Origin of the sequence: Rhizosphaericola mali (assembly GCF_004337365.2) — a bacterium.
Lineage (GTDB): Bacteria > Bacteroidota > Bacteroidia > Chitinophagales > Chitinophagaceae > Rhizosphaericola > Rhizosphaericola mali.
Map to the genome: position 1 here is coordinate 1,660,867 of NZ_CP044016.1, position 21,159 is coordinate 1,682,025.

Genomic DNA, 21,159 nt, shown 5'->3' on the forward strand with positions numbered 1-21,159 from the left:
ATAATATCAAAAAAAGACCATAATCTTATTTAAAAACAAAATAGCCTCGCAATTTGCGAGGCTATTTTTATAGGATTAAGTTCGAATTTAATCTTAGTAACCCATACCACCCATATCAGGCATTGCAGGAGCTGCAGCAGCCTTAGGTTCTGGTTTGTCAGCGATAACCGCTTCAGTTGTCAACAACATACCAGCGATTGAAGCTGCATTTTCCAATGCTGTACGAGAAACTTTAGTTGGATCAATTACACCAGCTTCCAATAAGTTTTCGAAAATTTCTTTACGTGCATTGAAACCAAAGTCTTTTTTACCTTCTTTGATTTTTTGTACTACGATAGAACCTTCTACACCGCTATTTTTAACGATTTGACGGATTGGGGCTTCGATTGCTTTTTTGATAATAGCGATACCCGTTGTTTCGTCAGCGTTGTCACCTTCTAATTTATCCAAAGCCAAAGAAGCACGGATATAAGCAACACCACCACCAGGAACGATACCTTCTTCAACAGCAGCACGAGTAGCGTGCAATGCATCGTCAACACGATCTTTCTTTTCTTTCATTTCAACTTCTGTAGTTGCACCTACATAAAGAACGGCAACGCCGCCAGCTAATTTAGCCAAACGTTCTTGTAATTTTTCTTTATCGTAATCAGAAGTAGTGATTTCTAGTTGAGATTTGATTTGAGAGATACGCGCTTTGATAGCTTCTTTTTTACCTTTACCATTAACAACAGTTGTGTTGTCTTTGTTAATATTAACAGAAGAAGCACGACCACAAGTTTCCAAAGAAGCATTTTCCAATTTGAAACCTTGTTCTTCGCTGATCACTTGACCACCAGTCAAAGCAGCAATATCTTGCAACATTTCTTTACGACGATCACCGAAACCAGGAGCTTTTACTGCAGCGATTTTCAATTGACCACGCAATTTATTTACTACCAATGTAGCTAAAGCTTCCCCTTCTAAATCTTCAGCAATAATTAACAAGGATGCGCTTGATTTAACTACGCTTTCCAATAAAGGAAGAATTTCTTTTAAGTTAGAAATCTTCTTATCGAAAATTAAGATATAAGGATTGTCTAACTCAACAGTCATTTTTTCACTGTTAGTTACGAAGTATGGAGAAATATATCCACGATCAAATTGCATACCTTCTACAACATCTACAGTTGTTTCAGTTCCTTTTGCTTCTTCAACTGTGATAACACCTTCTTTACCTACTTTAGCAAAAGCTTCAGCAATTAAAGAACCGATTTCATCATCATTATTTGCAGAGATAGAAGCAACTTGTTTAATTTTTTCAGAAGAAGTATCTACTTTTTGTGCTTGTTTTTGCAAAGAAGCAACTATTGTAGCAGTAGCTTTATCAATACCACGTTTCAAATCCATTGGATTTGCACCAGCAGCCACGTTTTTGATACCTTCTCCGATGATTGCTTGCGCTAACACGGTTGCTGTAGTAGTACCATCGCCAGCGATATCATTTGTTTTAGAAGCAACTTCTTTCACCATTTGAGCACCCATATTTTCAATAGGATCTTCTAGGTCAATTTCTTTTGCAACAGTTACACCATCTTTAGTTACTTGAGGTGCACCGAATTTTTTTTCAATAACTACGTTACGACCCTTTGGTCCTAAGGTAACTTTAACTGCGTCGGCCAAAGTGTCAACGCCTTTTTTCATTTTATTTCTAGCTTCGATATCGAAGAAGATTTGTTTAGCCATGATATTTTTAATTTGAAAATTTGGTAATTTGATAATTGGTTAAGGTAAAATATTTCATACTTACTTATAACCTATAACTTATAACTCAAATACTTATTTACCTAAAATAGCAACAATGTCGCTTTCGCGCATAATTAAGTAATCAATTCCTTCCACAGGAAGTTCTGTACCCGCGTATTTACCATAAAGGACAATATCACCAACTTTTACAGTCAATGGCTCGTCTTTTTTACCTGCGCCTACGGCTACAATCTCACCTCTTTGAGGTTTTTCTTTAGCTGTATCTGGGATGATAATACCACCTGCTGTTTTTTCTTCAGCTGCTGCTGGCTTGATGATCACTCTGTCATGTAATGGAGTTACATTCAATTTTTTAGCCATAATTATATGCTTTTTTTAATTTTTCGAATTAACCTAAATCGTTAGGTATCTCAATTTTGTCAATTAGCTTGCCAATCCAAAGAGAACGACAATATTTCAACATTTACTAGAATTATTTAAATATATCTTTAACAAATGGCAGTTTTCTACAATATATACAATGACAAATTGTCAAAATGTCTGAAAAAATAAAAGCTCCCAACTGGGAGCTTTATGATTAATTATATTTTGCAATCTGTATGGGCCTTTGGAAGTATTTAAAAAGAGAATCTTTCACTTTTGTAGTATCTGCCGTTTTAGGTATAGGAGAATACAACCGATAAAACAAACCCTGACTTGTCTGTACACTATCAAAATCAACTGCATTGCCATAACCTTTCAATGTCGCAATACGCGCATGTGCTCTTTGTGCGTCTTTGGTAATTTCAAATACAAATTTGTAAATATCCGTATTAACTTTAGTCATTGGTAGCGCTTTAGCTTTAGACGTATCAACAGATATATTTTCCTTATTTGTATCGGCGCTTTCTGTAGCAACTTGTTCTACCTTCTCTGGCAATAATTCGGCATTAGATTTCGGTTTATTTACAAAGTAATAAATGCCATAACCAACAATACCGAGAAGTACAACAACCACAACAATCGCCATATAGTTGACTTGAGGTTTAGCCCTATTAGATTGAATACGTTTACGATTCACGGATTCTTCCGCCTCAGCTCGGTCATAGATATCTGCGGAAAGAGCTTTTTCCGAACCTTCGCCATCTCTAAAACCAGAAATTGGATTTTGAGAAAAACTATACCCCCCTGTTTTCAAAGAATGAATATATCCGATACCATTAATCATCAAAACTCCAGTACCTATATTCATTAATTGGCGACTTTCTTCTAAAAAATACTCAATATCAGAAGCAACGATTGATGGGTTTTTGTTTAAAACTTCTTTTGCAAAAGCGACAAATTCAGGTGTGGTTGTCACTTGCTTGTTAAATTCAAAGGTTGCCTCTGGAATTGTTTGTCCATTTTCTATGGAAATAGAACCGCCTTTTAGCGTTACAATACCTATTTTTTCTAATGACAATGACTTATTTTGAATCAAATAGTCATGCATTATTTGTGATAATTTGTTTGACAAAGTGCCTTGCTTTTTCGATATTATTAAATGATTGACAAATAATAAGACTACAACGTCTAAATGAATTATTTTAGTACAAGGTTAGGTCAATATTACCAATATTACAAATATTAATATCTAAAAATCAAATAGATACAACTTTCTGTGACGATAGCTGTATCTATTAAATTATAATAAACTATAAAATTATTTTCTATAAATTATAAGATCGATTGCGGAGCGTATATTTTCTTTGCTTCACTGTAAAATAGTGTTGCAATATCTAAATAGCTTTTTGCAAATTCTTCGGTTGGCTGATTTTTATTTATTTGTAAAACTAAATCCGCAAAATTGGCATAACCTTCCGGCAAAACAATTTCTCCACTTGCTACGAAATTCGCATCAAATTCTTTAATAATACCGGCTTGCGTATTGCTGGTGATGCTTTTTGATAATAACAAGGCCTTTGCAGTACCTATATATATGTTGTAACTATGATAAATACTGTCTGCCCAACTCTTGGCATCAAATGATTCATGCGCCCACACCAATTTTTCCTCTGACTCATATAACAATGTTGCTACTAAATCTACAACAACACCAGCACATTCACCTACGCCTATTTCGGTTTTAAAATCTTCATATTGTCCCCAATCGATAAATTCATCTTCAGTCAATGTCGATTGATCCGCAATTGGTTTTAATAATTGGTAAAAATAATCTTTACCATTTCTATCATAGTATGCTTTAAAAGTTTCTTCTTCTTGCGCATTAGCACCAAAATCATTCAATAATGCACGCAAAACTTGCGGAGCTCTTTTCGTAGGAACTTTAATGACTCTTTCGGATGCTCGTCCCAAACCATCACCTAAAGAACCTCCCCCTAACATAACTTGAACAGCGGGCACAATCTTTCCAGCAACTTTAATAGAACTACCGTGAAAACCAATCTCTGCCAATCCATGTTGACCACAGGAATTCATACAACCACTGATTTTAATTTTTAGTTCATGATTGTAAATCAATTCTGGATATTCTTTATACAAAACATCTTCCAATACTTTTGCCATTTCTGTACTATTAGAAATACCAAGATTGCAGGTGTCCGTTCCTGGGCAAGTCGTAATATCCGTAATACTATCAAAACCTGGTGTTGCTAGCCCTAATTCACTTAGTTTTTCAAATACATAAGGCAAATTTTCTTTGCGAACATATTTCAATAGCAAACCTTGATTTTGCGTAATACGTATATCATCTGCAACATACCCTTCCAAAGCATTGGCAAAAGCACGAGCTTGCTCAGATGGCATATCACCTGTTAGAACTTTGACATATACACAGTAAAAATCTTCTTGTTTTTGTTGGTACACATTGGACTTAATCCATTTTTCATACAAATCCTTATCTGAAATTTCCACACTTGGTGCTATTTTTACATCAGACAATTGTACTTCGGAAAATACTTTTGTGTTTACGTGAAATGATGTAGACTTATTAGCAATTCGTTCTTCCGCAACCAATTTCAAAACATCTTCCAAACCCAATTTTTGCAATAAATATTTGAATCTAGCTTTGTTTCTATTATTTCGTTCTCCATAGCGATCAAATACACGAATCACACTTTCCGTAAGCGGAATCATTTGATCTTCAGGTAAGAATTCTTCAATTACATGCGCCATCAAAGGTTGCGCACCAAGGCCGCCACCAAGCATTACTTTAAAACCGCGTATTTCTTGTCCGTTTTCAAATTTTACTTTAGGAATAAAACCTAAATCGTGAATAAATGTAAAAGCGGTATCTTTTTCACTTGAGGAAAATGCTATTTTGAATTTACGTCCCATATCTTGACATATCGGATTTCTCACAAAAAATTCAAACATTGCTTGTGCATATGGAGATATATCAAAAGGTTCGTCTTTGTCAATTCCGGCATTGGGAGAAGCTGTCACATTACGAACGGTATTGCCACAAGCTTCACGTAAAGTAATATCATCTTCTGCCAATTTAACCCAAAGTTCTGGCGTTTTATCCAAACTCACATAATGAATCTGCACATCTTGACGTGTTGTAAAATGTAATTTTTTACTTGCATATTCATCCGAAAGATCTGCAATTCGAACAATCTGTTTAAAATTTATTTTTCCAAATGGTAATTTAATACGCACCATTTGTACACCTGGCTGGCGTTGTCCATATACGCCACGAGCAAGGCGCAAACTTTTAAATTTTGTTTCGTCTATTTTACCCTCTTGAAATAATCTAATCTTCTTATCTAAATCAATAATCTCCTTCTCAACTACGGGATTGTGTAAATCTTCCAATTCAGTTCTGAAACTCTGCATATACGTCGCTTATTTTACTCTATAATTATTATAGACTACAAAAATAAGAAAACTATACTATTTCGATAGAGTTATTTATTTAGATGCTAAAAAATTGGATAATTGTTTCATGCCAATATTTTTGGCAACAATTTTCCCTTGGGGATCGACAAGGATATTTTGAGGTATTTGGTGGATGGCATACTTTCTAGCCGCAGCGTTATTCCAAGATTGATCGTTCCAAAGATTTGTCCAAGAAATCTGATCTTGTTTCATTGCATTCCTCCATTGATTTTTGTAATCATCCATGGAAATCTCCAAAACTAAAAAACCTTTTTGAGCAAATTCTGCGGCTAACTTTTTTAATTCTGGATGTTCGGCTCGACAAGGCGCACACCAACTTGCCCAAAAATTAATCAACACATATTTGCCCAAATAATCATGTAAAGAAATGAATTTGTCATTTTGATCTGGCAAGGTAAAATCTGGCGCAGGTTTTCCAACTTGCACATTTTCCAAACTTTCTAATTCTTCTTTAAAATATTGAAAAGAAGAATTATGGGGAGCATTTGTATTTAAAATTTGCAAATATTTTTCATTCCACTCTTCAGATTTATCAATATTAAAATAGCTGTAAATTAACCATTGAGGAACAATAGAATCGGAAGAATTTTGGTTTACAAATGCCAATAAATCTGTTCTGTATATGGATAGTTGACGATTGTAATTGTTTAATACTTCCGTCCTATCATTTGGTAAAAGAGGTTGACTAGATTGTTGAAAGTAGTAATGAATGGAATCCTCGTAAGGTGAAAACTTAGAATGAATCTCTTTAAAATGCGATGAAGTATATTGTTGCAAAATAGACTGAGATTTTCCTATATTTTGAAAAAAAAGGAATAAAAAAACTATAAGTATCTTCTTAGAAAGCATCTATTTATATACTTTTTTCTTTTTAACCACTAATGGAGCAGGTTTTTCAATCATAGAATCGATTAATTTACCTCCACCATGGTTAATAATTCTGTCAAATATTATTGCGGTCGCATATGCATCTCCTCCTGCTCTATGATGATTGGCTAGATCTATCTCCATTGCTTTACAAAGAAAATCAAGACCATACCGCTCCAAACCAGGAAATGCCTTCCTTGTAAGCTTAAGCGTACACAACTTTTCTGTCTGAAATTTAATACCATTTTTTGCAAAGAAATATTGCATGAAGGGGTAATCAAAACCTACATTATGTGCAACAAATATGCGATCTTCTAGGAGATTAAAGACCTTGTCGGCGACTTCGCTAAAGTCCGGAGCAGAAGCGACCATTTTATTGGAAATATTGGTAAGATGTGCGACGTATGGAGGTATGGGCATACCAGGATTTATCAAGGTTTCGTATTTACCTTCAATCTCTTTTCCATTATGTAAAACAATTGCAATTTCTGTAATTCCATTACTATTTGCGGGGCTCCCTGTTGTCTCTATATCTACGATTGCAAATTTATTTTTTACCGCCACTTCCACTTAATTTAAAAATCCAAACTAAAGTATTTTACCCAATATAAATGAAAATATTTATTTTAACATTTCATTTTTGTAAAATTACGAATTCTCACTTAATTTTACATAATTAACACCCTGATCTTATGCGTAAAGTACTGTTTTCAATCGGAATTTTGGTTGCATTTAGTTCTTGTAACTACGTTGATGATGTTTTTGTTACCTTAGAAAAACAAATCCAATCTAAAATTTCTTTGCAAAATTTATTCTCAGAACCTGATAGATCAGAAAGATTAGACAATAACAAACTCATTCAGTTAAATATTCCTACTTCAGTATCAACAAGTGATTCTACTTCTACAAAGAATAGCAATATTGATATGTTTTCGCAATTCTTTATGGAAAAATTAGGATTTTAGTTTCGATATTACAACTCCCCAAAAGTGTTGGCTTTTAATCATTTCAAAATATTTTATTTAGTTATCTTTGTATTCGGGTAAAATCACACTACCGATTAAGGAATATATAATGGAACTAAGTAAGAATTACAATCCTTCTGAAACAGAAGTTAAATGGAATCGCCACTGGAGCGATAAAAAATATTTTCATAGCCAACCGGACAGCCGTCCATCATTTACCGTCGTCATACCTCCTCCAAATGTAACTGGAGTGTTGCACATGGGACATACTTTGAACGAAACTGTTCAAGATATTCTTGTAAGAAGAGCAAGAATGACAGGATTTAATGCTTGTTGGGTTCCTGGTAGTGATCATGCGTCTATTGCGACAGAAGCGAAAGTCGTACAAATGTTACATGAACGTGGCATTGATAAGAAAACACTTTCTCGCCCTGAATTTTTGAAATACGCATTTGAATGGAAAGAAAAATATGGCGGAATCATCTATAGCCAAATTGCAAAATTAGGTTGTAGTGTTGATTGGGATCGTGTTTCTTTCACTATGGATGATCATTACTATAAAGCGGTTATTAAGGTTTTTGTCAATTTATATAAAAAAGGTTGGATTTATCGTGGTGCGCGCATGATCAATTGGGATCCAATTGCTCAAACAGCACTAAGTGATGAAGAAGTTGAATATAAAGATGGTCAGGGAAAATTGTATTATGTAAAATACAAAGTTGCCAATGGCATTATTTCACCTAAAGGGGAAGATTTTATCACTATCGCTACGCAAAGACCAGAAACAATCATGGGAGATGCTGCAATATGTATCAATCCAAATGACGAACGTTATCATTGGTTAAAAGGACAAAAAGTCATCGTACCAATGATCAATCGCGAGATTCCAATCATTGAAGATGATTATGTAGATATTGAATTCGGTACAGGTTGTTTGAAAGTTACGCCAGCACACGATATCAATGACTATAATTTGGGTCTAAAGCATAACCTTCCTGTTATTGATATTTTGAATCAAGACGGAACGTTAAGCGAGGCTGCGCAAATATTTGTTGGGGTAGAAAGATTTGAAGCGAGAAAAAAAGTAGTTGCTTTATTGGAAAAGGAAGGACTTTTAATAAAGGAAGAAGTTTACACAACTAGATTAGGCTATTCTCAGAGAACAAACTGTGTAGTAGAACCGAGAATCTCCACGCAATGGTTTGTCAAAATGAAGGAATTGGCAGAACCAGCTTTACATGCTGTAGTTGATGGAAATATCAAAATACATCCTGGTGATAAATTTTTAGCTACGTATAAATATTGGCTAGAAAATGTAAAAGATTGGTGTATCAGCCGTCAACTTTGGTGGGGACAACAAATCCCTGCATATTACGACGAAGATGGCAATCTCTTCGTTGCGGAAACAAAAGATGAAGCCCAACAATTAGCTGGAGATAAATCATTGACACAAGACGAAGATGTTTTGGATACTTGGTTCTCTTCTTGGTTATGGCCTACGGAAGTTTTCAAAGGAATTACAGAGCCCGGCAATGAAGAAATTAAATATTATTATCCAACATCTGTTTTGGTTACTGGACAAGATATTATTTTCTTTTGGGTAGCGAGAATGGTAATGGCAGGCTTGGAATTTGAACATGAAATTCCATTCAAAGATGTTTATTTCACCGGAATGGTACGTGACAAACAAGGTCGCAAAATGAGTAAATCTTTGGGAAATTCACCAGATTTACTTGGTTTGATTGATAAATATGGTGCAGATGCTGTTCGTTTTGGTACGATGATCTCCGCTCCTGCTGGTAATGATTTATTGTTTGACGAAGCAGCATTGGAACAAGGACGTAATTTCAACAATAAAATGTGGAATGCGTTGAAATTGATTCAAATGTGGCAAGCGAAAAGCGAAGATATTGCACCAGATAATGCACAACAATTTGCATTGGATTGGATGGAAAATCGCTTGATGCAAGCGCAAAAAGAAGTAGAAAAATTACATAAGGAATTCAAATTAAGTGAAGGCTTAAAAGTAATTTACTCTTTGATTTGGGATGATTTCTGTTCTTGGTATTTGGAATGGATCAAACCTGGATTTGAATCCCCTATTTCAGCAACGGTTTTGGATAAAACGATTCGTTTTTACGAAGATTTGTTGCAATTGCTTCATCCATATTTACCTTTTATTACAGAAGAAATTTATCATCTATTAAAAGAACAAACCGAAGATCTTTGTATCAAACAATTTGGGGAAATAAAAGAGATAAACTCTTCGATTTTGGAATCTGGTGAACTATTGAAAAAAGTAATTTCTGCGATTCGTGATGCAAGAAATAAGAATCAAATTAAACCAAAAGATTTGATCAAATTACATATCGAATCTGAGAATAAAAGTAATTACCAAACGATAGAAAATATCTTATCCAAACAAGTAAATACGGAATCGATAGACTATAATCCTTGCACTAATACCAATACGATAGTTGTGGCTATTGAAAAAGATAAATTTTTCATAGAATCCAATAAGGAAATTGATACAGAAGCATTGAAAAATAGTTTGTTGGCAGACTTAGAGCATCAAGAAAAATTCTTAGTTTCTGTACAGAAAAAACTTTCAAATGAAAGATTCGTTCAAAATGCAAAACCAGAAGTGGTTGCATTGGAACAGAAAAAACAATCCGATGCAGAAGCTAGAATTATTACGATAAAAGAAAGTCTGGCTCAACTATAAGTTCTGAAAATTATCCGATAAAAAGCACTTCAATCTTGAAGTGCTTTTTATATATTTGGAAAAATTAACTTCATGAAAAACCTGTTTTTTACATTTCTCGCACTTGTATCTTTAGATCATTTATTTGCACAAAATCATTCGGGTAGTGAAATAAGTATTGGTGTAGAAGGTGGACTACCTTTAAGCACACTAAAAGAAACTCATAAATTCGGTTTCGGTGGAACAGTAAAATATGCCTGCAATTTGGATGAAACAATTGCTCTAACTTTACAATCAGGTTATATTGTTTATCCAGGGAAATCTTTTAAATCTATATATTACCCAAATAGCAGTCAAGCTCCATATTCAGAGAAAATGAGTTTTCCCAATTTGAGACAAATTCCACTAAAAGCAGGTGCACGTTTTTCTTTTGGTAATATTTATTTAGAGCCGCAACTTGGGGTATCATTTACGTCCACACCTCAAAAGAGTTATACGGAATTTGATATTAATAAAACTAGCAACACGGCCTTCACCTACGCTGGAAATATTGGCATTTTTGCGACAAAAGAAATTGATATTAGTGCGCGCTATGAAGGCTTCAAAATGAATGACAGAAACGTTTCCATTATTGGACTTAGAGTGGGATACAATTTTTCTTTTTAATTATAACATACATTTATTAACAGTTTTGTAATATTCTTGTAAATCAATTTCATTATATTTGAAAGGTATTTTTCACAATTTAAACGATTACAATGCCTCAGAATTATTACAACAGAGAAAATCATGGCAATTACGAATTAATCCCAGTAGGCAATTTTAAACTTGCAGAAGGCGGCATTATTCCCAATTTGGAATTGGCAATTAGGACATTTGGCACTTTAAATGAAGACAAAAGTAATGCGATTTTAATGACTACTTGGTTTTCAGGTACGACTAAAATATTGGAAGATGCTTACGTTGGAAAAGACCACGCATTGAATCCAGAAAAATATTTTATTATTCTTGTCAATCAAATAGGAAATGGTTTATCTACTTCACCTTGGAATGCAGATGAAAGTATCAAAGCTGGCAAATTTCCCAAAGTAAGAATTGAGGATGATGTAAAGGCGCAATACAAATTATTAACGGAACATTTTGGTATTCAGAAATTGGTTTTAGTATTGGGTGGTTCTATGGGTGCGCAACAAACGTATGAGTGGGCTGTTCGTTTTCCAGATTTCATGGAACGAGCAGCACCGATTGCGGGCTATGCGAAAAACACAGAACATGATTTTATATTTACCAAAACTTTGATAGATACAATTACGATGGATCCTGCGTACAAAGAAGGCGCTTATGAATCAATCGATGCAATGAAAGGTGCTTTAGACCGACATGGTGATATTTGGAACGTAGTTGGATATAATCCAGAAATGTATCGTATAGAAGCGTACAAAAACCTTGGCTTTAAAGATGGATTAGATTTTGGAAAAAATTTCACAATGAAATATTTCGAACCAATGGATCCAAATACCTTATTGTTATGTGCTTGGAAATGGCAAAGAGGTGATGTTAGTCGAAATACAAATGGAGATTTAAAAGCAGCACTTGGACGCATCAAATGTAAAATGTTCTGCATGCCAATATTACAAGATATGTTCTTCGTAACTAGTGATTGTAAATTAGAACAAGAAATGATTCCTAATAGTGAATGGAGGCCTATTGACACAGTTTGGGGTCATTTGGGATTATTTGGAATGGATCCAAATTATATGCCGCAAGTGGACAAAATTTTGAATGAATTATTAGCGACAGAAGTTTAAAATAAAAAAAAGCGTAAGTGAAAATTCACTTACGCTTTTTTTCTTTATCCTATAATCGCTCTTGCAATACCTAACACAACTCCAAATATTAATGCACTCAGAAATCCATCGACATGAAATTTCTTTCCCATGATTGCACTTGCCAATAAAATAATTACAGCTGTGATAACTAATGAGAACAATCCTAAAGTTAAAAACGTAATAGGAAAGCTTAAAAAAGCTAAAACAGGTCTAACTATTGCATTTAAAATTCCTAATACAAATGCTACACCAACGGCTGCGCCGTAGCTTTCTACAGAAACTCCAGGTAGTATTTTTGCCAAAATAAATACCAAGAAACCCGTAACTAAAAGACTGATAATAAAACTAATCATATGCTTTCATTTTTATTATCTAAATATACCTAAAATTTTGAAATTACTTGGATCGTTTTAGGATCTTTTTGACTGATAACTTGTTCTGATTTAGGTAAATACATCTGTGCCGCATCCACTGTGTAATGACGCAATGTGGTCAACTCCAATTTTTCTTCATGTGAAAATTCAAATTGCGTTTCTAGTTCGTTTTTTAAATTTTCTAATTTCAATGCATCATTATCGACACAGATTTGAATAGTTATTGCGCCAATAGAAATTAAATTTGCTTTTAATAAATTATGATGCAACGCTTCGTAAATAGCTTCCAAAGGCTTTCCTCCTATAAATGCAAAATCTTTGGTTTTTAAAGTTACCAATGCTTGATCGCGCTTAACTATAATTAACGGAGGTAAAACATTATTTTTTTCTCCATTAATAACCGTTCCTTCTAATTCTACATTTTTAAAACATTTAACCAAAAGAGGAATATTTTTATTTTGAAGTGGTTTTATAGTTTTGGGATGAATGACTTGCGCACCATAAAAAGCCATTTCAATTACTTCTTCATAGTCCAAATGTCGGATACTTTGAGCCTCAGGATAAATTTTCGGATCCGCACTCATCACACCGTCCACATCTTTCCAAATAGTTACACTTTCGGTTTCTAATAAATTGCCAAAAATGGCGGCAGTAAAATCACTTCCTTCTCTTCCTAATGTAGTCGATTCATTATCATCTGTTGCGCCGATAAATCCTTGCGTAACAATAATATGTTCTTTTTGAACTAAAGGTAAAATAGTTTCTTGCATTTTACCACCCGTAAATTCCCAATCGATAATTGCTTCGCGGTAATTATTGCTCGTTCGGATAATATCACGAACATCTATCCATGCATTTTCCAAACCATTTTCTTTAAGAGTAAAACTAAAAATGGTCGAACTTAATAATTCACCCAAACAAACAATTTGATCATAATAATAATTGTATTCTCTCACGGGTTGATCATGCAAAAGCCACTCAACCTCTGTAAATAAATCACGTAGTTGGGATTCACAATTTTCTTTTTCAATTTCAAGTAATTGTTTGACAATTTCTAAGTGAAAATCTTTCAAATCTTGAAATAATCGAAGCGCTTCTTTTTGTCTATTTTCAAAAAAGTCCAAACTTACTTTTTCTAACGCATTCGTTGTTTTGCCGATGGCAGAGATAACAATAACCAAGTCGTCGTCAGGAGCAAACGTCTTTACAATATTCGTTGCATTTCTTAAATTCATTGCGTCTTGTACACTCGCACCACCAAATTTGAATATTTTCATACCGTATTTTAAGTTTGGCAAATATACATTTTTGAAAAAAATCATTTCATTCAAATATTAAACTGCCGATTTTCTTTTTTTCTAATAAAAAATTAAAATTGAAATGAGGCAAAATATTGGCATCAAATATGCCTTTTCTTTTTTCAAATTTATTTTATGAAACGCAGTGGTTTTCTTCTCAGCATTCTTGCATTACTTTTTGTCCTACCTAATTTCCTTTCCGCTCAAAGTTTATCAAATCGACAACTTAAAAAATATAGAAATCAAGTATTTGAAATGATTAATGATTATCGCACTTCGCACGGATTGTCCGCATTGACCTTTTCTGATATTATGAATAAAACTGCGCAGACACACAGCGACAATATGGCCAATGGTTCCGTTCCATTCAGTCATGAAGGATTTGATAAAAGATACGCTTATTTAAAATCCCAAATACCTGGTTTTCATGCTTGTGCTGAGAATGTCGCTTATGGTGACATGACACCTGAAGAAGCAGTTGCTGGTTGGTTAAAAAGTCCAGGACATTTAAAAAATTTAAGTAGTACCAAATATAATCAAACGGGCATCGGCGTACAGATTTCCAAAGAAGGCTATTTGTACTATACGCAAATGTTTGCCAATTGATAAAATCTTCGAAATAGAATAAAAATGTTTGTCTAAATTGCAGGCATGGAAAAAGCAATCATTTCCGTAAAAGGATTAGAAAAAAGTTACGGACATTTCCATGCCGTAAAAGGAATCAGCTTTGATGTAATGGAAGGGGAAATTTTTGGACTTTTAGGTCCAAATGGTGCCGGAAAATCTACTACATTAGAAATAATAGAAACCCTTCGTACCAAATCTGCAGGCTCTATTACTGTAGATGGTTTTGATATCGATACACATCCAGAAGAAATAAAAAAACGCATTGGCGTACAATTGCAAAGTTCGGGTTATTATCCAGGCTTAAACTTGGTACAATTGATTCAATTATTTTCCGGATTGTACAATCGTAAAGTAGATCCAATGCAATTATTGGATTCTGTTAATCTGCGAGACAAAGCCAAAAACAAATATAAAGAACTCAGCGGCGGTCAAAAACAACGTTTTTCTATTGCGACAACTTTAATTAATGATCCTAGAATCATTTTTTTGGACGAACCTACAACTGGTTTGGATCCGCAAGCGAGACGCAATCTTTGGGATTTGATTTTGGATATACGCAAAAAAGGAACGACAATTATCATCACGACACATTATATGGATGAGGCTGAGATTTTATGCGATCGAGTTGCCATTGTAGATTCGGGTAATATAGTTTCTTTGGCTACACCAGATCAATTAATTGATGATCTTGTCGCTACTGGATTTGAACGTGCCAAAGATGTAAAAAAAGCCAATTTGGAAGATGTTTTTATTAATTTAACCGGAAAAGCATTAAGAGAAGCTTAATATGGAAACAAGTTTGCAATATCCGATCGGAAAATATGAGCCCAAACCGTATAGCGAAGCGCAAAAAAAAGAATGGATAAATGATATCAATTGGCTTCCTGCCGATATCGAAAATTCTGTTTTAAATTTGGACGAGGCACAATTGCAGACACCTTATCGTCCTGGAGGTTGGACGGTGCATCAATTGGTACATCACGTTTCTGATAGTCATTTGAATGCATTTTGTAGATTCAAAATTGGACTTACGGAAGACAATCCCAATATTCGCCCGTATGATCAGGAAAGATGGGCATTATTGAAAGATACCGAATTACAGCCAATCAATATTTCCATTACTTTGTTATTTGCTTTGCACAAAAAATGGGTAACAATTTTGGAAAATATTTCTGATGAAGAATGGAATCGCAAAGTTTTTCATCCTGAAACAAAACAAGAAATGTCACTTTGGTATTTATTAGGTTCTTACGCTTGGCATGGCAGACATCACACACAACATATATTAGGATTGAGAGAAAGAAATAATTGGTAAAAAATTTACAATATGGAAGACAACGATTTGAAATGGAAGACTTTATCTTCTGAATATTTATTTAAAGACCAATGGTTGACCGCTAGAAAAGACCGTTGTGAAAGAAAAGATGGAAAAATAATCGATCCTTATTATGTCATGGAATATCCAGAGTGGGTAACTGCAGTGGCAATAACAGAGGAAAATAAAGTATTGTTGGTTAAACAATATCGTCATGCTTTGGGTGAAGTGAGTATTGAGATTCCTGGCGGCTGTGTAGACGATACGGATGACAATTTCGAAGATGCCATTCGCCGTGAATTATTAGAAGAAACGGGATTTGCATTTGCTTCTGTACATTCACTTGGTCGTATTTCTGCGAATCCTTCCACAAATTCCAATTTGATGCACATGTTTGTCGCTATTGGTGGAAAGAAAATTCAAGAGCAAGATTTGGATCCAAATGAAGAAATTGAAATATTGGAATTGACTTTTGATGAATTGATACAATTGGTGGAAGAGAAAAGAATTATACAAGCGATGCACGTAACAACAATCATGTACGCACTCATGTATTTGGATAAAATAGAGTTCAAAAGATAGGATCAAGATAAAATATGGCGCTAAAGAAAATCGTAATTATAGGACCTGAAAGTACGGGAAAAAGTACACTATCTGCTGACTTAGCAATACATTTTGACACTAATTGGTGTGAGGAGTATGCACGAGAATATTTAGTAAAATTTGGTAAAGAATATACAATAGAAACCTTAACCGATATAGCGAAAGGGCAAATAAAATTAGAAGAAAACGCGATAGAACAAGCCATTAAAGAAAATAAAGAGTTCGTTTTTATTGATACAGACATGTATGTAATGAAAGTCTGGAGCGAATACGTATTTGGCACTTGTGATAATTACATTTTGGAGCAAATTAATCATAGGAAATATGATTTTTATTTGCTTGCAAATACAGATCTTCCTTGGGCTGCGGATGAATTAAGAGAATATCCTGATGAAAATCCCCGATTAGAACTATTTCAAATCTATAAAGATATTCTAATCAATCAATCCACGCCTTGGGCAGAAATAAAAGGAACAGGGGAAGAAAGAACAAAAATGGCAATTGATATTATCGAAAAATATTTCCAAAAGTAAAGGACTGAATTTTCAGTCCTTTACTTTTTATTTCCAATCAAACTCAACAGTTTGTATTAAATCAGCCGATAATGATTTTGCAACTGGGCAATGTAAGGCTGTACGTTCCAAAATTGTTTTCGTTTTTTCATCCAAATCCAAAGCTGGAAAATGAATTAAAACTTTAATTTCGGCTATACGTCTTGGTTCTGCAGCCATTATTTTGGTAATTTCTGCACTTGTACCTTTTAAATCAACTTGCAAATCTTCTGCTTTGATTCCCATAGTAGTCAACATGCAAGTACCCAAAGAGTTAGCAACCATATCTGTCGGAGAGAATCTTTCACCTTTACCATGATTGTCCACAGGCGCATCCGTTTCGATTGTCGTACCACTTTGAATATGTGTAGATTCTGTACGTAAATCGCCCGTATACAAAATTTTAGAAGTCATATATAAAATTATTTATTAACAAATGTACATTTTCAATAGAGTATATCCCTTATTAAATCGGGAAATAAATACAAAAAGATATGTACTTTTGTTCCTATTGGAATAAACCAGATTGGAAAAGTTAGAAAAAGAGGATTATAATGCAAGAATTACCAATTATAAATAATGTAAATACCAAAGAAACACGTGTAAAAAAACCAGATTGGTTAAGAGTAAAATTACCTATTGGTGAAAGTTACAAACATGTGCGAGGATTGGTCGACACACATAAATTACATACTATTTGCGAAAGCGGTAATTGTCCTAATATGGGCGAATGTTGGGGTGCGGGCACGGCCACATTTATGATTTTGGGAAATATATGTACCCGAAGTTGTGGTTTCTGCGCAGTAGCAACAGGTCGTCCAGACGCAGTAGATTGGGATGAACCTCAACGTGTAGCGGAAGCAATTAATTTGATGAAAGTGAAGCACGCAGTCATCACAAGCGTCGACAGAGATGAATTACAAGATGGAGGTTCGATTATTTGGTATAATACTATCAGAGCTGTAAAAACTTTGAATCCTGATACTACTTTGGAAACTTTGATTCCAGATTTTAGAGCGCAAAGAGAAAATATCCAAAGAGTGATTGATGCTGCACCAGAAGTCGTTAGTCACAATATTGAAACAGTCGAAAGATTAACCAAGCAAGTACGTATTCAAGCAAAATACAGAAGAAGTTTGGACACTTTACGTATTTTGAAAGAAGGTGGCATGCGTACCAAAAGCGGTATAATGCTTGGTTTGGGTGAAACAAAAGAGGAAGTTATTCAAACATTGAAAGATTTGGCGGCAGTGAATGTGGATGTAGTTACCATTGGACAATATTTACAACCGACTCCAAAACATTTGGCGGTGGACAGATTTGTACATCCTGATGAATTTGCAGAATATCGCGAAATTGGTTATGAATTGGGAATTGATTATGTAGAATCAGGACCATTGGTTCGTTCTTCCTATCATAGCGAAAGACACGTTATTCCAGGTTATGGAAAAAATAAATGGCAAGAAGAAAAAGCTTTAAAAGAACAAGCTTTAGCTTCTTAATAAGAACTAAACTATATTACAAAATAGCATTCCCTATGGAATGCTATTTTTTTGTCCCATTATTTAAAATCTTTGAAATTCATAAAAACTAGGTCAAATTCTCTATAAAGTGGTGAAATACCTCACAGTAACTTTGTTCTGTTCATTGATTTGTCACATTTTTAAAATCTTTTTATATGAAACAGAATAAAAAATTTACGATTGGAGATTATTTATTGACACGTTTATTTCAAATGGGAATAACAGATTTATTTGGAGTTCCTGGTGATTATAATTTAGCGTTTTTGGATCATGTTACAGATTTTAAAGGAATACAATGGCGAGGAAATACCAATGAGTTAAATGCAGCTTATGCGACAGATGGTTACGCTCGTGTAAAAGGATTTGGTGCATTTTTAACAACCTTTGGTGTGGGCGAACTAAGTTCGATCAATGGTGTCGCCGGTTCGTTTGCAGAGAATGTTCCTGTAATTCAAATAGTAGGAGCACCTAATACAAAAGCAGCATCCAAAGGCGAATGCAAACATCACACTTTAGGTGATGGTGATTATGCCCATTTCCATAGAATATATAAAGAGGTTACTATTGCATCCACTTATTTATCTGCAAATAATACTAAAAACGAAATTGATCGTGTTTTGGTAGCAAGTTTTATCAACAAAAAACCAGGTTATATAGTTCTTCCTACGGATATCGCAGCAATGCCTTGTGAGGCTCCTATGGATAATATAAAAGACCAAATCGTAGTCAATAGTGAAATTAATTCCTTGAAAGAATTCAAACAAGCAGCGAAAAAATTAATTCAAAATAATAGCCAAAACATTTCCATTTTATCCGACTATATCACAGAACGTTTCGGTTGTATTTCTTTAGTTAAATCTTTACTTGAAAAATACAATTTCCCATACGCCACAATGACCGCAGGCAAAGGTTCTTTAGGTGAAAAAAACAAGAACTATTTGGGTATTTATGCAGGCTCAGAAAGCAGCGAGCAAGTGTTGAACTATTTGGAAAATAATCAATTATTAATTTCCATTGGTTGTCAATTTTCTGATAGTTTGACGAATAATTTCTCCAATAATATAGATGCAAAATTGCATATCGACATACAAGGATTACAATCTATAGTTGCAGGTAAAAAATTTACCCAAATTCACATGAAAGATGCGCTAAGCATTCTTTCTGAAATATTTGCAGAACTACATATTGAAAAATATACATTTTCACTTAAAAATCCATTTGGTAATAATCCAATTAAAGTGGAAAGTTCTGATTTGCTTACGCAAAAAGCACTTTGGTCTAATGCAAAAAATATAGTTAACGAAGGTGATATCGTTATATGCGAACAAGGGACCAGTTATTTCGGCATTACAGATTATTCACTTCCGGAAAATATACAATTTATAGGACAACCAGTTTGGGGATCTATAGGCTATACATTGCCCGCAACACTTGGCGCGCAGATCGCAGCACCAAATAAAAAAGTAGTGCTATTTATAGGCGACGGTTCGGCATTAATGACCTTACAAAGTTTGAGTGAATTTATTTATCACAACATCCATCCGACTATATTTGTGTTAAATAACGACGGATATTCTGTAGAAAGAGCTATCAATGGACCGGAAGAAAAATATAATGATATTCCAAGTCTTAATTGGGGTAAATTAATGGAAGCATTCGCCAATAATAATCAAGAGAAATTGTATGTCAATGAAGTTAAAAAAATCCTTGATTTAAAATCTGTAATATATGATCTAGCAGAAGTAAATACGCTTGCATTTATAGAATTACATTTGGATAAAATAGATTATCCTCAAGGAATTATCAATATATCCAGAAGTATTAATGCAAGTAATAATGCTCCAGTAAAACATTAAACAATCGCTTTATAATTTTGTTACACTATAAAAAATAGTTTGTAATTAGTGACAAAAACTCAAGATAAAATTCCAAAAGAAAAAACCATAAGTGTCTTACATGACGTACCAGATTTCGTACCGATTGGAGACACTTATGGCGATTGGATATTTCGAATATTTGATAGAAGTCAGACCACTTGTAAAAATTACCTTTCACCCAATAGACGCGATTTTTACTTAATAATTTACCTCAATCAAGGAGAAGGAATATTTTCCAATGGATTGAAAATGTATCATATAAATAAACCCACGCTCCTATTTATCCAACCTTCTGATATAATTTCTTGGAAAAATCATCTTTCCAATAAGGATAGTGGTTATTTCTGTATGTTGAAAAAGGAATTTATCGATATGAATCCTTCCCTCAAATTATTATTGGAAAAATATGGCGTCTATCTTCCCAAAGGCAAAAGTGTAATTGATCTAGAAAGAATTCATTTGGAAAAATTTGATGCTATTTTTCAACGAATGATGCAAGATTTTGAAGAAAATGGTCCAGATATGCATTGGGCATTGGGTGCATCTATTCAACTATTGTTAATTGAGGCAGAAAAAATTGGTAATTTTTTACAACCAGTAAAAGTTGATTCAAACTATAAATTGGTACACACCTTTTTCGAACAACTGGAAAGTGAAATACATAAAATTGATACTGGAGAAAATACTTCTAGTCTCAACGCTTCCGATTTTGCTTATAAACTCGGTGTGCATCCCAATTATTTGAATGAATTACTAAAAAAGTATACAGGAAATAATGTTAGTAGTTTGATTAAAAATAGAGTATTAGAAGAGGCAAAAGCACTTTTACTATTTACAGATAAAACACTTTGGGATATAAGTGAACTATTAGGCTTTTCAGATCAATCAAATTTTAGTTATTTTTTCAAACAAAAGACGGGCGAATCACCCAAAAAATTTAGAGAAAATTCTATTATGACAGAACATTTTAGTTTCTAAAAAATAAGACCTTCGAATTTCGA

Annotated in this window: 21 protein-coding genes; 12 read left to right on the plus strand and 9 right to left on the minus strand. The window is 33.9% G+C overall.

All coding sequences use genetic code 11. The features are described 5' to 3' along the window. Window positions 1-93: 93 nt before the first annotated feature. From groL to E0W69_RS07280, 6 genes are all read right to left on the minus strand, one after another. Complete coding sequence (gene groL / locus E0W69_RS07255) at window positions 94-1,725, minus strand: chaperonin GroEL (RefSeq protein WP_131329354.1); 1,632 nt, start codon at window positions 1,723-1,725, stop codon at window positions 94-96. Between the two features lie 93 nt (window positions 1,726-1,818). Continuing rightward, window positions 1,819-2,106, minus strand: coding sequence for a co-chaperone GroES (locus E0W69_RS07260; RefSeq protein WP_131329355.1), 288 nt, complete (start codon window positions 2,104-2,106; stop codon window positions 1,819-1,821). A 217-nt stretch (window positions 2,107-2,323) separates the two neighbouring features. Then, window positions 2,324-3,217: a hypothetical protein gene (locus tag E0W69_RS07265; protein WP_150926013.1), complete on the minus strand. Its 894-nt coding sequence runs from the start codon at window positions 3,215-3,217 to the stop codon at window positions 2,324-2,326. A gap of 224 nt (window positions 3,218-3,441) precedes the next feature. Continuing rightward, window positions 3,442-5,562 (minus strand): nitrite reductase, encoded by a 2,121-nt coding sequence (locus E0W69_RS07270; RefSeq protein WP_131329357.1) that lies wholly within the window; start codon window positions 5,560-5,562, stop codon window positions 3,442-3,444. A 75-nt stretch (window positions 5,563-5,637) separates the two neighbouring features. Beyond that, window positions 5,638-6,474: a TlpA family protein disulfide reductase gene (locus tag E0W69_RS07275; protein ID WP_131329358.1), complete on the minus strand. Its 837-nt coding sequence runs from the start codon at window positions 6,472-6,474 to the stop codon at window positions 5,638-5,640. Next, a complete protein-coding gene (locus E0W69_RS07280) occupies window positions 6,475-7,056 on the minus strand; it encodes a 3'-5' exonuclease (protein WP_191967994.1) in 582 nt (193 codons plus the stop codon). Window positions 7,057-7,184: 128 nt separating this feature from the next. Here E0W69_RS07280 and E0W69_RS07285 point away from each other — a divergent pair, with 128 nt between their 5' ends. The 4 genes from E0W69_RS07285 (at window position 7,185) to E0W69_RS07300 (ending at window position 11,969) form a co-directional block, all read left to right on the plus strand. Continuing rightward, window positions 7,185-7,457 carry a hypothetical protein gene (locus E0W69_RS07285; protein WP_131329360.1) on the plus strand — a complete coding sequence of 91 codons (273 nt, stop codon included), beginning with the start codon at window positions 7,185-7,187 and terminating at the stop codon, window positions 7,455-7,457. Window positions 7,458-7,566: 109 nt separating this feature from the next. Next, a complete protein-coding gene (locus E0W69_RS07290; RefSeq protein ID WP_131329361.1) occupies window positions 7,567-10,182 on the plus strand; it encodes a valine--tRNA ligase in 2,616 nt (871 codons plus the stop codon). 72 nt (window positions 10,183-10,254) lie between these two features. After that, complete coding sequence (locus E0W69_RS07295; protein WP_131329362.1) at window positions 10,255-10,827, plus strand: outer membrane beta-barrel protein; 573 nt, start codon at window positions 10,255-10,257, stop codon at window positions 10,825-10,827. 92 nt (window positions 10,828-10,919) lie between these two features. Next, window positions 10,920-11,969, plus strand: coding sequence for an alpha/beta fold hydrolase (locus E0W69_RS07300; RefSeq protein ID WP_131329363.1), 1,050 nt, complete (start codon window positions 10,920-10,922; stop codon window positions 11,967-11,969). A gap of 44 nt (window positions 11,970-12,013) precedes the next feature. Here E0W69_RS07300 and E0W69_RS07305 read toward each other — a convergent pair whose 3' ends face one another. Then, window positions 12,014-12,343 (minus strand): phage holin family protein, encoded by a 330-nt coding sequence (locus E0W69_RS07305; RefSeq protein WP_225321437.1) that lies wholly within the window; start codon window positions 12,341-12,343, stop codon window positions 12,014-12,016. Between the two features lie 29 nt (window positions 12,344-12,372). Beyond that, window positions 12,373-13,641, minus strand: a complete 1,269-nt coding sequence (locus E0W69_RS07310; protein ID WP_131329364.1) for an aspartate kinase — start codon at window positions 13,639-13,641, stop codon at window positions 12,373-12,375. A 156-nt stretch (window positions 13,642-13,797) separates the two neighbouring features. Here E0W69_RS07310 and E0W69_RS07315 point away from each other — a divergent pair, with 156 nt between their 5' ends. From E0W69_RS07315 to E0W69_RS07335, 5 genes are read left to right on the plus strand one after another with little or no spacing between them, the layout of a single operon-like run. Next, window positions 13,798-14,268 carry a CAP domain-containing protein gene (locus E0W69_RS07315; RefSeq protein ID WP_131329365.1) on the plus strand — a complete coding sequence of 157 codons (471 nt, stop codon included), beginning with the start codon at window positions 13,798-13,800 and terminating at the stop codon, window positions 14,266-14,268. A 45-nt stretch (window positions 14,269-14,313) separates the two neighbouring features. Then, a complete protein-coding gene (locus E0W69_RS07320; RefSeq protein WP_131329366.1) occupies window positions 14,314-15,075 on the plus strand; it encodes an ABC transporter ATP-binding protein in 762 nt (253 codons plus the stop codon). A 1-nt stretch (window position 15,076) separates the two neighbouring features. Then, window positions 15,077-15,604 carry a YfiT family bacillithiol transferase gene (locus tag E0W69_RS07325; protein ID WP_131329367.1) on the plus strand — a complete coding sequence of 176 codons (528 nt, stop codon included), beginning with the start codon at window positions 15,077-15,079 and terminating at the stop codon, window positions 15,602-15,604. A gap of 12 nt (window positions 15,605-15,616) precedes the next feature. Continuing rightward, the gene (locus tag E0W69_RS07330) at window positions 15,617-16,186 is read left to right on the plus strand and encodes an NUDIX hydrolase (protein ID WP_131329368.1); all 570 of its coding nucleotides are present in this window, start codon (window positions 15,617-15,619) and stop codon (window positions 16,184-16,186) included. A 14-nt stretch (window positions 16,187-16,200) separates the two neighbouring features. Then, window positions 16,201-16,740 (plus strand): AAA family ATPase, encoded by a 540-nt coding sequence (locus E0W69_RS07335; RefSeq protein WP_131329369.1) that lies wholly within the window; start codon window positions 16,201-16,203, stop codon window positions 16,738-16,740. 27 nt (window positions 16,741-16,767) lie between these two features. Here E0W69_RS07335 and E0W69_RS07340 read toward each other — a convergent pair whose 3' ends face one another. Next, window positions 16,768-17,172: an OsmC family protein gene (locus E0W69_RS07340; protein ID WP_131329370.1), complete on the minus strand. Its 405-nt coding sequence runs from the start codon at window positions 17,170-17,172 to the stop codon at window positions 16,768-16,770. Between the two features lie 140 nt (window positions 17,173-17,312). Between E0W69_RS07340 and lipA the strand changes: the two genes are divergently transcribed. From lipA to E0W69_RS07355, 3 genes are all read left to right on the plus strand, one after another. Further along, the gene (lipA, locus tag E0W69_RS07345; RefSeq protein WP_131329371.1) at window positions 17,313-18,260 is read left to right on the plus strand and encodes a lipoyl synthase; all 948 of its coding nucleotides are present in this window, start codon (window positions 17,313-17,315) and stop codon (window positions 18,258-18,260) included. A 176-nt stretch (window positions 18,261-18,436) separates the two neighbouring features. Next, a complete protein-coding gene (locus E0W69_RS07350) occupies window positions 18,437-20,137 on the plus strand; it encodes an alpha-keto acid decarboxylase family protein (protein ID WP_131329372.1) in 1,701 nt (566 codons plus the stop codon). A 48-nt stretch (window positions 20,138-20,185) separates the two neighbouring features. Continuing rightward, window positions 20,186-21,136, plus strand: coding sequence for an AraC family transcriptional regulator (locus E0W69_RS07355; protein ID WP_131329373.1), 951 nt, complete (start codon window positions 20,186-20,188; stop codon window positions 21,134-21,136). Window positions 21,137-21,159 lie beyond the last annotated feature (23 nt).